The organism is Nitrospina watsonii (genome assembly GCF_946900835.1).
GTDB classification, from domain to species: Bacteria; Nitrospinota; Nitrospinia; order Nitrospinales; family Nitrospinaceae; genus Nitrospina; species Nitrospina watsonii.
Window position 1 is genome coordinate 212,404 of sequence record NZ_OX336137.1, and the last position, 14,502, is coordinate 226,905.

Genomic DNA, 14,502 nt, shown 5'->3' on the forward strand with positions numbered 1-14,502 from the left:
CTGATTCCCACCCTGATTAAAAACCCTACCCTTTGGAGCCAAAATCTGGTGGAAGCGGCTTGAGTTTCAAAACACTTGCTCGATCAATGCAGTTAATTACATACCACTTTCAGGGTAATCCGGGAAGCGAGAAATTGTAGGTTGATTTTTAGGTATGTATTGAAATTTTTCCAATAAGAAGATACAATCCGTTTCAATTCGCTCCGAACGGAGCCCCCCCCCCCTTCATCCAGCCCATCAGAAAATTTTTTGAGAGGCAGAATTTATCATGGTGCTGGTTTGGATGGCCAATCGAAAATCTACAAAACTGACAAGCAAAAAGATGCCATGAATGATAAGGATTTGTCGGCGCACCAAGGGGGCGCGATTACCAATTCCGAACAAACCCGGACATCTTCCAAGTTCCTTTCACGTTCTATCATTCCCGTGATTCTTTGTGGCGGCGTAGGCTCTAGGCTTTGGCCTGTTTCGCGGGACCTGCATCCCAAACCCTTCATTCGCTTATCAGACGGGCAAAGCCTCCTGCAAAAGGCTTTTTTGCGGGGGGCGCAACTCCCAGGCGTTGCGGAGATTCTGACCGTAACCAACCGTGACCTTTTTTTTAAAACCAAGGATGAGTATTGCGAGGTGAACGCGTCCGGATTGCCGCTGTCTTTCATTCTTGAGCCTTTTGGCCGAAATACCGCCGCCGCGATTGCCGCCGCGACTCTGCAAGTATCGGCGGCGCACGGCAGTGACGCGATTATGCTGGTCTTGGCGGCGGACCATCTGATTGCCGATCACACGGCGTTCCAGCAAGCGGTTGCCGAAGCTTCCGGTCTGGCCTCCACGGGCAACCTGGTCACCTTTGGTATCCAGCCGCATGGCCCGGAGACCGGTTACGGTTATATTGAAGCCGACGGCAACGCCGTGTTGCGTTTTGTCGAAAAGCCCTGCCTCGATAAAGCCAAGGAATACTTGGCATCTGGCCGATTCTTTTGGAACTCCGGCATGTTTTGTTTTACCTCGGGTGCCATGCTCCATCAATTGGAAGAACAGTGTCCTGACATCCTGTCAGCAACACGGGCGTGTATGGAGCAGTCGCGGTCCACGGCCGGGCAAGGCTTTGCCCAGGTGGAGCTCGACCCCGATTTGTTCAGCAAAGTTCCCGACAACTCCATCGACTATGCCGTTATGGAAAAAACCCATAACGCCCTTGTCGTTGCCTGCGACATCGGCTGGAGCGATATCGGTTGCTGGAAGGCGTTGGGTGATCTAACCACGCCGGACGATAACAACAATCGTGTTCAGGGATGCGCGTTGGTGGTGGACAGTAAAAACTGCACCATCAAAAGCGAAAACCGGGTGGTTGGAGCCGTTGGCGTTGAGAACCTCATCATCATCGATACCGCCGATGCCCTCTTGGTCGTCGACAACCGCCGGACGCAAGAGGTTAAGCATCTTTATGCCCAACTCCAGGCGCAAGGTCACGAGGCACACAAACTGCATCGTACCGTGTACAGGCCATGGGGAACGTATACCGTTTTGGAAGAAGGGCCAAACTTCAAAATCAAGCGCATTGAAATAAAGTCCGGAGCCAGTATCAGTCTCCAGATGCACCATCACCGTAGCGAGCACTGGGTTGTCGTAATGGGGATCGCAAAGGTGCTCAATGGCGACAATGAATTGATCCTCAGGGCAAACGAGTCCACATTTATACCGGCTCAGCATAAACACCGCCTGGAAAATATCGGTACCGGAAAGTTGGTTATCATTGAAGTGCAGACAGGCGGCTATCTAGGGGAAGACGATATCGTGCGATTTGAGGATGCTTACGGGCGGACTCCATGAACCGCTTGACCTGTTTTAAGGCCTACGACGTTCGCGGAAAGTTGGGCGAAGAGATCAACGACGAAATTGCCTATCGAATCGGGCGTGCCTACGCCCAATATCTGGGCGCTGGACGTGTCGTAGCCGGTGGCGATGTTCGTTTGACCAGCGAACCGCTCAAGCAAGCTCTTGCTGAAGGCATCATGGATGCGGGCGCGGATGTCATCGATATCGGCATGACGGGGACCGAGGAGGTTTATTTTGCCGCCTTCCATCTTGATGTGGATGGAGGTGTGGAGGTCACGGCCAGCCACAATCCAATGGACTACAATGGCATGAAGTTTGTGGGCAGGGGCGCTTCCCCAATCAGCGGGGAATCCGGGTTGCGGGAGATACGGCGTATTGCGGAACAGCGGGATTTTAGATCGACCACCACAAAAGGAAAATGTAGCCAGTCAACCGTGCTGGACGCCTATATCGATCATCTGTTCGGCTATATTGAACCCGCCAACCTGAGACCCCTCAGGCTGGTGGTCAACGCGGGCAACGGGGCCGCTGGACACGTGATCGACGCCATTGAAGCCCGTGTTGTGGATCAAAGATTACCGGTTGAGTTTATCAAGGTGCACCACGAACCCGACGGCAGTTTCCCCAATGGCATTCCCAACCCTCTATTGCCGGAAAACCGCGCCGCCACGGCCGAAGCCGTCCGCGAGCACGGGGCCGATATGGGGATCGCCTGGGACGGGGATTTCGACCGTTGCTTCTTGTTCGATGAAAACGGAGCGTTTATAGAGGGCTATTACATTGTTGGCCTGTTGGCCCAGGCCTTCTTGAAAAAACATCCCGGTGAGAAAATCATCCACGATCCACGCTTAATCTGGAACACCCTCGATATGGTCAAAAAGGCCGGCGGCATACCGGTTCAATGCAAGGCGGGTCACGCATACATCAAGGAGCGGATGCGCGCCGAGAACGCCATTTACGGTGGCGAAATGAGCGCCCATCATTATTTCCGGGATTTTGCGTATTGTGATAGCGGCATGATCCCTTGGCTGTTGATCGCGGAACTGCTCAGCGTCAGCGGCAAGCCGCTCTCCGTTCTGGTGAGCGAACGCGTCGCGGCCTACCCTTGTAGCGGAGAAATTAATTTCAAGGTTGAAAACACCGATGCCACTATGGAAAAGGTCAAGAACCATTTCTGTGCGCCTCTCTCCCTCAAGGATGAAGAGAATGGGGTTCGAATTGACACTATGGACGGCCTGAGTCTGGAATTTTCCGACTGGCGGTTTAATCTACGTGCTTCCAATACGGAGCCCTTACTGCGCCTCAATATCGAGACACGGGGCGATGTTCAAGCGGTCGGAGCCCGTTTGACTGAGATAAAGGCCATCTTGACAAGGAGCGCCTGATGTTTGGAATGTTGCGGAGCCTCTGGCTATACCGCCAATTTGTTCTGAGTTCCATCCGCAACGAGTTCGCCTGCCGTTTTGCGCGTAGCAAACTGGGCGGCTTGTGGATGATCATCAATCCGTTGGCGCAGGTCGCCATCTATGCGCTCATCCTCTCCAATGTGCTGGCGGCCAAGTTGCCGGGCATTGACAGCAAATTCGCTTATGCCATCTATTTGATGGCGGGTTTGCTCGCGTGGACGTTGTTTAGTGAAATCATCAGCCGTTGCCTGAACCTGTTCATTGAGCAGGGCAACCTGATGAAGAAAATGAGTTTTCCCCGCATCACCTTGCCCAGCATCGTGATCGGCTCCAGCCTGGTCAACAACATCCTGTTGTTTGCCGCCATGCTGGGTATTTTTGTTCTGCTCGGCCATCGATTCAGTGCGGCCATGATTTGGGTTGTCCCACTTACCCTCACGGTGGTGGCTTTCGCCGTCGGCATCGGATTGATCCTTGGGCTGATGAACGTATTTGTGCGCGATATTGGGCAGGCCGTTCCCATCGTGCTTCAGGTCTGGTTTTGGCTCACGCCTATTGTCTACCCGGAGAATATAATTCCCGAGCGCTTTCGGCACCTGCTCCATCTGAACCCTCTGTTTCCGATCACCCGGGCCTACCACGAGGTTCTGGTATATGGCACCGCCCCGAAACTCGATGGCGTGATCCTCATCGCGGTCATGGCGCTGGCGCTGATGCTGTTGAGCCTGTTCCTGTTTCGCCGCGCCAGCGCGGAATTGGTGGATGCCCTATGAGCCTGTTGATTGTCCACGATCTTGGCAAGGCTTTCCGTGCCTACCGTTCGGAATGGTTGCGTTTCGCCCGCTGGTTCGGTGTCCCGGTGACACCGAGTGAGGAGCACTGGGTGTTGCGCCATGTGAGCTTCAACATCCAGCCGGGAGAGGCCATTGGCATCGTCGGCCAGAATGGAGCCGGGAAAAGCACCTTGCTTAAAATCATCACGGGCACCCTTCAGCCTGCCGAAGGCTGGGTCCGGGTCCATGGACGCATCGCCGCTATCCTTGAGCTTGGCATGGGGTTCAATCCGGAGCTCACCGGCCGCCAGAACGTGTTCCACGCCGCCGGACTCATGGGGTTTGGCGTGGAGCAGATCCACAAGGCGATGCCGGATATCGAAGCCTTTGCTGAGATCGGCGAATACTTCGACGAGCCGGTGCGCACCTACTCCAGCGGCATGCAAATGCGTGTGGCGTTCGCCGTCGCCACCGCCTACCGCCCGGAGATCCTCATCGTCGACGAGGCGCTCTCCGTGGGCGACGCCTACTTCCAGCACAAAAGCTTTGACCGCATTCGTGAATTCCGGGAACAGGGCACGACCCTGCTCATCGTCTCTCATGACCGGAGCGCCATCCAAAGCCTGTGCGACCGCGCCATTTTGCTGGAAAACGGCACGGCCATAAAAGACGGCAAGCCGGAAGAGGTGTTCGACTTCTATAACGCCCTCATCGCGGAAAAGGAAACCAGCACGGTTCAGGTGAAAGAGCTCGAGAACGGCAAAGCGCAAACCAGTTCCGGCACCGGCGAGGCCCGCGTTGAGGAAATCGCTCTATATAACAGCAAGGGAGAAGTGGCGGAATGTGTCGGGGTTGGAGAGCGGGTCGAACTGCGTATCCGGGTTAAAGTTTATGAAGCCGTCGAAACTCTCGTGCTGGGGTACAGCATTAAGGACCGTTTGGGTCAAATAATGTACGGCACCAACACCTGGCACACCGGGCAGGTCATACAAAATCCACAAGCCGGTGATGAATACTGCTTTATCATCGCGTTTGGGGCGAATCTGGGGGTAGGCAGTTACTCCATCCAAACCGCATTGGTGGACCGTGAGACCCACCTCTCGTTCAACTATGAGTGGCGCGACCTGGCCCTGGTGTTCAATGTCATCAATATCGACAAGACTCAGTTTGCGGGTTGCCTCTGGAATGAACCGCAAATCACAATTGAAGAACGTGCGCAATGACTTTCATTTCTTACGCGCAGAACTTTGAAGACGTCCTGCTTTGGCGTGCCCTGAAGCATGTTGAGCACGGGTTTTACATCGATGTGGGCGCGTTTGATCCGGAGTTGGATTCGGTGACGAAAGCTTTTTATGACCGTGGGTGGCGGGGAGTCAATATAGAACCGAACCCACAATTTCATGGTCGATTGCAGGACCGGCGGCCGAACGATCAAAATTTGTGCCGGGCGGTTGGCGGCCATGAAGGCCGGGAGGTCCTATGCTTACTGGGCAACCCCGGGATGTCCACTTTGGATGAGGCTATCACCAAACAGCACGAGCAATCAGGGTGGGCTTTAACTCGCCAGGAAGTGCCGGTGACCACCCTTGCAAAAATCTGGGAGGAGTGTGTTCCCCCAGGTCAAGCAGTGCATTTTCTGAAAGTGGATGTGGAAGGACTGGAAGAAGCGGTGTTGCAGGGCAATAACTGGATAGACCACCGGCCCTGGATTGTGGTGGTGGAGGCAACCCTACCGATGTCGCAAACAGAATCTCACGGAAAATGGGAACCCATTCTGCTTTCCGCAAATTACCGCTTCGCGTATGCCGATGGATTGAACCGGTTTTATGTAGCGGAAGAGCATTCTGAACTGATGCCCGCATTCCAATACCCTCCGAATGTATGGGATGAATTTTTATTATCGGGTCAAGTAATGGCGGAAGCCCGCGCCAGCGAGGCGGAGGCCAAGGCTCAGCAGGCGGAGGCCAAGGCTCAGCAGGCGGAGGCGGCTTTGAGCGCGGTTTATAACAGCACATCATGGAGATTGACGGTCCCGCTACGACGTATAAGAAGTATGTTTCTTAGGCATTGTAAAAAACTTATTTGAGTTTATGGCTGTTTACCCACTGAAGCTAATATGGCTATAAGAGAACTAACCATGCCCAAGCGAATATTTTGGCTAGGTATGCATAAGGTCCTTACCAAAACAGAATTGCCACGGCTTAGGACGCTCGGTTATGAGGTTTTTAACCCTCCTTACTTGAGTTCTGTTAAAGACCAGTCCGCTTGCTTGGAATGGGATGCAGATCAACCAACGACCTTGCCAAAAAATGTATTCCAAGCTCTGTCCAAGTTTAATTTTTTTTATAATGAGATCCCTGCTGATATTGCCAAGTTATTGAATGATTACTTCGACGCTGTAGTCGTTACAATATCGCCCCGATGGTTGCGCTCTATTCTGGGTGTATATAAAGGTACTGTGATCTATCGAACCTATGGGCAACATTATGCGCTGAGTGATGAGTTGAAACGAGAAGGGTTGCTTCTCGAAATCGCAAATCGAAATAATTTCGTATTTATGCCGCACGCGGAAGAAGCATTATATGGTGAACATTCATGGTTAAAGGATATTGCAGTAGTTTCTCCTTATTGTTTGCCCAGTGATATCTTGCAGCACGAAGGATCGTGGGGGAAATGTGATCGACGGGCTAATGAGATAATTATCACTTGTCCAAATATTGATAATCCATTTTTTCGGGAACATTATCAATTTCTGAAAAAAAACTTTTCAGAAAAACATTTTCTCTACTACGGAGTGCAGATCTCTGATGTCGACGATCCGCAGGTGGTTGGTACACTCGCCCGAGAAAAGCTGATTGCGCGTTTTAGGCGGGCGGCGGGTTACCTTTACACCTATACCGACCCTAGAGTGTGCTACTTGCCGCCAATCGAGATGATGGTCCTTGGGGGGCCGGTCCTGTTCTTAAAAGGTTCTCTGCTAGATAGATATTTTGGTGAAGATGCGCCAGGTCGTTGCCTGGATATTCGGGATGCAAAAGAAAAGATCGAAAGATTGCTGGTGGGTGATAAAAGCTTTATACATGCAATTATTTTGTCGCAGGACTCAGTTAAAAGACGATATTTGCCCGACTTTGTGTGGCCGCATTTTGATAAGGTTATTGTCGATTCCCTAGAATCCAATAAAGAACCATCGCATTGGTTGACGGTGGATCCCGCGAGCAAAGTTACCGGCAAGAAGCGAATTTACTTATTGCATCATTTTCCCGGTGCACCGGTTATATTCGATGGTGAAAGCTATGCTGCCTATGACGGCATTCCTAGAGTCATGCGGCAAATTGCCCAGACTCTCAATAAAAATTGTGACCATGAGATTATAATCACAGCCCGCTACGATCAAGCCGAAATGTTTAGGGGTTTTTTTGCCAGCCTGGAACCAATAAAGATAATATCCGGGTGCTTCTTATAGATCCACCAAATATGAGTGGAGTCGGGCTGAATAGGCCGCGCATGCTAGCTACGGTCAAGGTTTTGATAAAAAAGGTTGTGAAAAAAGTCGTTCCCTTTCGATTTTGGGAGCCTCTTGTTGAGTGCAAGCGGAGGATATATGGATTTCAACAAAGGTTGCGCAAATTTCTGGTAGGTGAAGACAGCCTTTCGGATGGGGCAAGAGAACATCAGTACCTTGGCAAAATCAATAATGATGATAATTGCCATTGGGTAATTGTTCCGCATTATTATTGGTTTCCAGAGGCCCTTCAGTTAAAGAAACGCTTTGCGCTGTATTTGCCAGACTATATGCCTCATTTTTTTCACGCGACGGGCGAGTTTGTGGCAGACGAAGGACATAATACTGAGCTTGGCAAGAGCCTTGCCGCGCAAGCAAATGTGGTGTTTTGCAATTCGCATTTTACAAAAAATTATTTACCGAATAGTCGGCTCAAGGTTGATTCGGATAAGATTAAAGTATTTTATTTACCACTATTGAATTCCCAGGCAAGGGGATGTTCGGTTGAAGGGGACCTGCCTAATGGGTTGGAAGAAAATAAGTATATTTTTTATCCAACACAGCCCAGAGCAAATAAAAACCTGTCATTGCTATTGCTCGTTTTTGACCGGCTGATAAATCGAGGGCATGATTTGAAGTTAGTGCTAACGTGCACTCTGGAACCTGACCCAAAGGCGTTTGCCGTTTACAATTCACTGAAATGCAAGGAACGGATTGTTATTCTAAATCGGGTATCGGACCACTTACTGAAAGTTATTTACCAAAAAGCGGCGCTTTTATGTTTTACGTCTGTTGCGGAAGGGAATTTCCCTCCGCAAATCCATGAGGCTTTGGCCTATAGAGTTCCAGTAGTGGCACCAAACTTGGGGTTTATTAAAGAACGAATCCCGGAGTATTTAGCGGGTTCTTTGTTACTTTGTCAGGCAGATAACCAAGAATCATTTGTAAGTGCGTGTGAAACTGTCCTGGCGTCTGATAGGGATGCCATTTTAGAACAACAGGACAAGCTACTTGAGGTAATCAGTCAAGAAGGCGAGCAAGACTTTTTAAATAAAATGGTTGGAATGTTTAGATGATTTGGAGGGAGTTGTATGTATAGTGAAATTAAAGAATGCCGCATAGGTGGTGGTCAAAATCTGGTGTCTGTGCTGAATCTCGGGCAACAGGTGCTGACGGGCGTATTTCCCAGAACTTCTTCAGAGCACGTTACGGCAGGTCCGCTAGAACTCGTTTGGTGCCCTGAAAGCGGATTGCTCCAGCTTAAACATTCCTATGAGCCCGGCGAAATGTATGGTGATAATTATGGGTATCGCTCCGGACTGAATCAATCCATGGTGGACCACTTAACAAACAAGGTTCGCTACCTCGAGAGAACGGCATGTTTGAAGTCCGGCGATATTGTGGTGGATATTGGCAGTAACGATGCGACCACCCTCAAGGCGTATCAGACAACAGGTATTCAAAAGCTCGGTATAGACCCCACAGGTGAAAAATTCAAGGAATTTTATACCGATGATATCAAGCTGATCGCGGATTTCTTTTCTGAAGAGGCCTACCGCTCTGCTTTCAAGGAACCCGCAAAAATTATTACCTCCATCGCCATGTTTTATGACCTGGAGGATCCTATCGGGTTTGCACGGCAGGTGGAATCGATTCTCGATGACGACGGGATATGGCATTTCGAGCAAAGCTATATGCCATCCATGCTAAGGCTTAATTCTTACGACACCATCTGCCATGAGCACCTGGAGTATTATTCACTCGGAGTAGTGGAAAAAATCCTGAGGGAATCGGGGTTAAAGCTGATCGACGTTGTTATGAATTCCATAAATGGTGGCAGTTTTGCGGTCTCGGCTGTAAAAGTTGGAAATAAGACTATGAAACCCAACAGCCCGGTTATCGATTGGTTATTGGAGCAGGAGGGCCGTATGGGGCTCACCACTCCAAAGCCTTTTCGTGACTTCGAAGAACGGGTTTATAGGCATCGAAATGATTTGACTCGCTTGATTCATTCTTTAGCCGGTGATGGTAAGACAATTTTGGGATATGGTGCCTCAACAAAGGGAAATGTTGTTTTGCAATTTTGCGGTTTTACCGAAAAAGAAATTCCAGCCATTGCCGAAGTGAATACCGAAAAATTTGGACGATTTACTCCCGGAACCAACATCCCCATTATCTCGGAAAAGGATGCGGCGGCAATGAAGCCGGATTATTATCTGGTTCTTCCCTGGCATTTTAAAGAGGGTATTGTCAGGCGGGAAAAGGACTATTTGTCGGAGGGAGGCCGGATGATATTCCCCTTTCCGGAGATAGAGATCGTATGAGTGGTAAGGGCACAATCATTGCTGGCATTGTCAGCGGAAGTTTGGCTTGTTGGTCATTGAAGGAGCTAACACCGGTTACCGGTTATTGCCCGGGACATCCCCGTGTTCCGGGAGGTGGCGGGCGGGCATGCCTTTTATTTTTCCGGTAAGCAACCGGAGGCGCTGGCAACGGCGGTCCAGAATTGGATGGCGCTTTATAAGAAGGGAGACCATCCCAAATCCGACAGCATGCCCTGGCTGACGTGGGAACAGAGCGCGCAACAATTGTTGCAGATGATTTTGCTCAAATAGCCGGAATACAAGAAGGCCAAATTATGGCAGATAATTTCCCGAATCGAAAACAATATTGAAAATTTCTCAAGGAGGGAAACGTTATGGGGAAAGCACACTTATTTTTACTGGTTACACAAGCTTACTTAGACCCAGGCACGGGGAGTATGATTCTTCAGGGGATTATTGCCGCCCTATTAGCCGTAGGTGCAACCATGGGTGCTTATTAGCAACGTATAAAATCGTTCTTTAAAAAAGAGAAGGATCGTAATGACGATGAGTGAAACCCGGGAGCTTCCGATAATCCAAGATCCAGGGTCATTTCGAGACTCTCGAGGCTATGTCTTTAACAAAGATGGTGAGATTTACAGGTGCATCTTTGCCAATGGGGTGACGGACTATGAGGCTGCAGCCAATGGCGGCATCTATAAAAAGCTCATGAGTGCTGGTTTATTGCAACCTCACGAAGAAGTGAACCCAGCGGGTTTGGGCCTTAAGGATGCCGTCTATTGCCTGAACCACCCGAAGCGGCTCCCCATGGTAAGCTATCCCTTCGAATGGTCCTTTTCCATGCTCAAGGACGCAGCCCTCCTGCACCTCGACTGTATGGAAATGCTTATTCCTGAGGGTTTCTGGCTTCGTGATGCGAGCGCCTTTAACGTCCAGTTCGATGGGGAGAGGCTTCGTCTTATAGATACTCTTTCTATAGGGCGGCGCGTACCCGACAGCCCGTGGGTGGCGTACCGGCAGTTCTGTTCCCACTTCCTCGCTCCCCTTGCCGTGGCTGCATACTGCGATATACGCACGCTCTCTCTGTGGAGGAGTTATATCGACGGCTATCCTTTAGACCTTGCCATAAAGATGCTTCCCTTCAAGCAACGTTACCGCCCAGGGCTTTTCATGCACTTGAATCTCCATAGCCGGTTTCAGGAGAGCGCGGACAAGAGGGAACACCTCGGGGGCCAAGGGAAAACACAAAAGGTGGTGAAGGTCTCGGACCGGGGGCTTCTGGGGCTTGTGCGTTCTCTTCGCAAGACCGTTGAGGGAATAAGGTGGAAGCGATCCTCAAAAATCTGGGAGGAATACCGGGAGATACGCACCTATCGCGACGAGGATGTGGAAGAAAAATCCGGATATGTCGAGAAAGTGGTCTCCCAAATAAAGCCAAAGATGGTCTGGGACATTGGGGGGAATGTGGGCGAGTTTTCGAAGATAGCGGCCAAAGATGGAGCCTTTGTCGTAAGCGTGGATATAGACCCCGCCTGCACCGAGTACCTTTATCAGTCCCTTTCCGTTGAGGATGAAAACAAGCGCATTTTGCCACTCACTATGGACCTTGCCAATCCCACGCCAGGGCTCGGATGGAATAACCGGGAGCGGCTGAGTCTCGGAGAGAGGTGCACTGCGGATCTGACTCTTGCTCTTGCTCTCATCCACCACCTCGTCTTTACCTGCAACGTGCCGCTCTCCTTGGTCGCCGAATGGTTCGCCTCCATGACAACCCACCTCCTGGTCGAGTTCCCTCCCCCGGAAGACCCGATGGTGCGCAAACTCCTTATCAACCGGCGCGGCGAGCATCTCCCCTACACGTTTGATGAGTTCCGGTCGAGTTTCGGCAGGCACTTCGACTTTATGGACCGCCACGACCTTGGGAACGGAAGGACACTGTTTCTGTGCAAACGAAAGTAGAGAACCCGGAGGAGGACAATTGATTATTAAGTTTTGACTGACCTTATAAAAGGGACGCGGTTTGTGTTGTGTAATAATAAAAGAGGTTTGAGCATGCAAGGAACGGTAAGTGAGCGCTTGGCTATCGCTTCGGTGTTACCATTTATTGCGATCTGGGTGGCGCCGTTAACTTTCTATTTCGGCAACATTGAAGAAGTGAAGTTTTCACTTTCGGAGGTTGTCTGGCAAGTTACAGGTATATTTGTCGCCAGCATACTTGTGATTTTTCTCGTTTTAACGATTGTAAGTAAATATCCAAAGTTTTACTTGGGGTTAAGCGGTTTGTTGGTCGGCCTCTCGACCGCCTGTTGGGTGCAAAGCCAACTTTTTGTGTGGGACCTCGGCCCCTTGGATGGCCGTGGCATTGATTGGGGCCAGTGGATCCTTCACATGTGGGGGGAAGGGTTGGTTTGGGCAATCATTGCGCTGTTCTCCGTCTTTGTTTTTGCTGGACGAAAAACACGAGTTGCTCACTTGTTTCTGCAATGGATATATCTTGTTGGTTTTATTTCCATCCTTTTGGGCTACTTTGCCATTTCGGATCAATCGGCAGAAAAGTTCCCCGAAAAAGAGGATGAGCTCAAAACGGCCTTAGATTTTCACCCGGATAATAATATCCTTATTCTTTTGTTCGACACATTTCAATCGGATTATTTTGAGTTGATCAAAAATCGATATCCCGAAGAAGTTGACTTCCTAGATGGGTTTACATTTTATAGGAATACGATCAGTCATTACCCTACAACCCGGGCTAGTTTGCCTTCATTGCTTACGGGAAGCCTTTATAAAAATGAGGAAGAATTTCCGGCATATTTGGAAACTGCTTATTCTAAATTTAATATAAAGGATTATTTCAAAAAGGAGGGTTATGATTCAAAGGTTATTGGCGAGGTTAAGCCCTATTCCGTAACGCGCAATGACATTCTGCGCCATTTTAATGTTAACGATTTTTCGTCTTGGTTGAAGTATCTCGACTTTTCCCTGTTTAAGGTGAGTCCAACTGTAATTAAACCCCTTGTTTATAATAACGGAGATTGGTTCCTTTCATTTTTTGGAAGGGATGAATATCCTCCGGGTGCACATGGTACGGATATCCGGTTATTAGAGCTCTTTGAAAAAAAAGCGAATTTTGGATCCAATTCTGGCAAAGGTGTTTTCAGATTTATTCATTTTCTTGCCCCCCACCCTCCATGGCGGATTGATGAAACCCTTAAGTATAACCCTGTAAAAGGTTCGGAGGGATTTCTCCGGCAAGCCAGAGGTGCCTTAAAAATTGCCGAAAGGATGATCGAAAAACTCAAGGATCTGAATATCTACAATAGTGCTGAAATTATTATTTTGGCTGATCATGGAACTCTGAGCGTTCCTCCAGTTAGGAGACTGGAAATCGAAAAGGATGCTTTGAACCTAATCCCCCAAAGAGTCCATTCTTCATCTTTAGCATTATTGCTTCATAAAAAGCCTTTTGCTGACAGCGGTATTACAGTAAATGATGCCCCCCTGTACCTTTCGGATTTGGCCTGTTTATTGGAGATTGAAAATAAAAACCTGGATTGTTCCGAATTTCAGTCGGCAATAGGGAGCTTTAAACGTGAGCGTACCTATTTGTTTTATAACTGGGGGTATCATGAATGGGAAGAAGAATACATGCCAGCTATTACCCAATATTTTGTTAAGGGGCATGCCTATGACATGGATTCCTGGGCGTGGGGAAAGTATAGATATGAACCGAGAAATAAGGTTTCACTATCACAATCACAGGGTATCGCGCCGGGGGACCCCGTTCAATTTACTGAGAGTGGGTTTTCCCGAAACCTTGCATTGCCGGGCTGGAGCGTACAAGAGTCGGGGCATCGTTGGTCGGAAGGCTCGAAAGCCGTGCTTCGTTTTAAATTGGAAGATCGGCCCGGACAGGATTTGGTTCTGCGTCTGCGCGCCCAGGCTTATCTCGCCGCTGGAAAAATCGATCATCAAACCATCAAGGTGCTGGTGAACGGTCAACAAACCGCGGAATGGATCATGCGGGGAGAGCGCTGGCATGAGGCGCCGATTCCCGCCGCGCTGATCGATGAGGATGGCGTGATCAATATCGTCTTTGAAATCAGCAATCCGGCCTCACCGGCCGAGTTCGGCCTTTCCGAGGACTCCCGAAAGCTGGGTATCGCCGCGCGGGAGCTTGTGCTGGAAAAGAAAGGATCATCTTTGGCAAGAATCACGCCGGGAGAGCCTTTTGACTTTTCAGAAACAGGGTCTTCGAGTCAATTTGTATTGTCAGGCTGGAGCGTACAAGAGTCGGGGCATCGTTGGTCGGAAGGCCCGAAAGCCGTGCTTTCTTTTAAATTGAAGGAGGTTTCTGGCACCGATTTGGTTCTGCGTCTTCGCGCTCATGCTTTCCTGGCCGGTGGAAAAATCGATCATCAAGCCATCAAGGTGTTGGTGAACAGTCAACAAACCGCCCAATGGGCCATGCGGGGGGAACGCTGGTATGAGGCTCCGATTCCCGCCGCGCTGATCGATAAGGATGGAGTGATCAACATTGCCTTTGAAATCAGCAATCCGGTCTCACCGGTCGAGCTCGGCCTTTCCGAAGACTCTCGAAAGCTGGGTATCGCCGCGCGGGAGCTTGTGCTGGAGGCCAAGGCCTCGTCGGGTTGAATTGC

11 protein-coding genes are annotated in these 14,502 nt (G+C 49.9%); all 11 read left to right on the top strand.

Annotated elements, in window-relative coordinates:
* Positions 1-279: 279 nt before the first annotated feature.
* The 11 genes from QML71_RS00985 to QML71_RS01035 all read left to right on the top strand — a co-directional run bounded on the left by QML71_RS00985 (position 280) and on the right by QML71_RS01035 (position 14,497).
* Positions 280-1,830, top strand: a complete 1,551-nt coding sequence (locus tag QML71_RS00985; RefSeq protein WP_282010029.1) for a mannose-1-phosphate guanylyltransferase/mannose-6-phosphate isomerase — start codon at positions 280-282, stop codon at positions 1,828-1,830.
* Positions 1,827-3,221, top strand: a complete 1,395-nt coding sequence (locus tag QML71_RS00990; protein WP_282010030.1) for a phosphohexomutase domain-containing protein — start codon at positions 1,827-1,829, stop codon at positions 3,219-3,221. Before QML71_RS00985 ends, QML71_RS00990 begins: the two co-directional genes overlap by 4 nt.
* Positions 3,221-4,015 (top strand): ABC transporter permease, encoded by a 795-nt coding sequence (locus QML71_RS00995; RefSeq protein ID WP_282010031.1) that lies wholly within the window; start codon positions 3,221-3,223, stop codon positions 4,013-4,015. The genes QML71_RS00990 and QML71_RS00995 overlap by 1 nt, the downstream gene beginning before the upstream one ends.
* On the top strand, positions 4,012-5,238 hold the full coding sequence (locus QML71_RS01000) for an ABC transporter ATP-binding protein (RefSeq protein ID WP_282010032.1): 1,227 nt from the start codon (positions 4,012-4,014) through the stop codon (positions 5,236-5,238). Before QML71_RS00995 ends, QML71_RS01000 begins: the two co-directional genes overlap by 4 nt.
* Complete coding sequence (locus QML71_RS01005; protein ID WP_282010033.1) at positions 5,235-6,101, top strand: FkbM family methyltransferase; 867 nt, start codon at positions 5,235-5,237, stop codon at positions 6,099-6,101. The genes QML71_RS01000 and QML71_RS01005 overlap by 4 nt, the downstream gene beginning before the upstream one ends.
* A 51-nt stretch (positions 6,102-6,152) precedes the next feature.
* Positions 6,153-7,481 carry a hypothetical protein gene (locus tag QML71_RS01010; RefSeq protein WP_282010034.1) on the top strand — a complete coding sequence of 443 codons (1,329 nt, stop codon included), beginning with the start codon at positions 6,153-6,155 and terminating at the stop codon, positions 7,479-7,481.
* A gap of 155 nt (positions 7,482-7,636) precedes the next feature.
* Positions 7,637-8,596, top strand: coding sequence for a glycosyltransferase (locus tag QML71_RS01015; protein ID WP_282010035.1), 960 nt, complete (start codon positions 7,637-7,639; stop codon positions 8,594-8,596).
* Positions 8,597-8,611: 15 nt separating this feature from the next.
* On the top strand, positions 8,612-9,844 hold the full coding sequence (locus tag QML71_RS01020) for a class I SAM-dependent methyltransferase (RefSeq protein WP_282010036.1): 1,233 nt from the start codon (positions 8,612-8,614) through the stop codon (positions 9,842-9,844).
* A 102-nt stretch (positions 9,845-9,946) separates the two neighbouring features.
* On the top strand, positions 9,947-10,135 hold the full coding sequence (locus QML71_RS01025) for a hypothetical protein (protein ID WP_282010037.1): 189 nt from the start codon (positions 9,947-9,949) through the stop codon (positions 10,133-10,135).
* Between the two features lie 255 nt (positions 10,136-10,390).
* The gene (locus QML71_RS01030) at positions 10,391-11,803 is read left to right on the top strand and encodes a tRNA (guanine(37)-N1)-methyltransferase (protein ID WP_282010038.1); all 1,413 of its coding nucleotides are present in this window, start codon (positions 10,391-10,393) and stop codon (positions 11,801-11,803) included.
* A 93-nt stretch (positions 11,804-11,896) separates the two neighbouring features.
* A complete protein-coding gene (locus tag QML71_RS01035) occupies positions 11,897-14,497 on the top strand; it encodes a sulfatase-like hydrolase/transferase (RefSeq protein ID WP_282010039.1) in 2,601 nt (866 codons plus the stop codon).
* The last annotated feature ends 5 nt before the right edge of the window (positions 14,498-14,502 follow it).

Coding starts and splice junctions, on each gene's coding strand:
- QML71_RS00990 (WP_282010030.1), top strand. CDS start 1,827: ATGAACCGCTTGACCTGTTTTAAGGCCTACGACGTTCGCGGAAAGTTG.
- QML71_RS00995 (WP_282010031.1), top strand. CDS start 3,221: ATGTTTGGAATGTTGCGGAGCCTCTGGCTATACCGCCAATTTGTTCTG.
- QML71_RS01000 (WP_282010032.1), top strand. CDS start 4,012: ATGAGCCTGTTGATTGTCCACGATCTTGGCAAGGCTTTCCGTGCCTAC.
- QML71_RS01005 (WP_282010033.1), top strand. CDS start 5,235: ATGACTTTCATTTCTTACGCGCAGAACTTTGAAGACGTCCTGCTTTGG.
- QML71_RS01010 (WP_282010034.1), top strand. CDS start 6,153: ATGCCCAAGCGAATATTTTGGCTAGGTATGCATAAGGTCCTTACCAAA.
- QML71_RS01020 (WP_282010036.1), top strand. CDS start 8,612: ATGTATAGTGAAATTAAAGAATGCCGCATAGGTGGTGGTCAAAATCTG.
- QML71_RS01030 (WP_282010038.1), top strand. CDS start 10,391: ATGAGTGAAACCCGGGAGCTTCCGATAATCCAAGATCCAGGGTCATTT.
- QML71_RS01035 (WP_282010039.1), top strand. CDS start 11,897: ATGCAAGGAACGGTAAGTGAGCGCTTGGCTATCGCTTCGGTGTTACCA.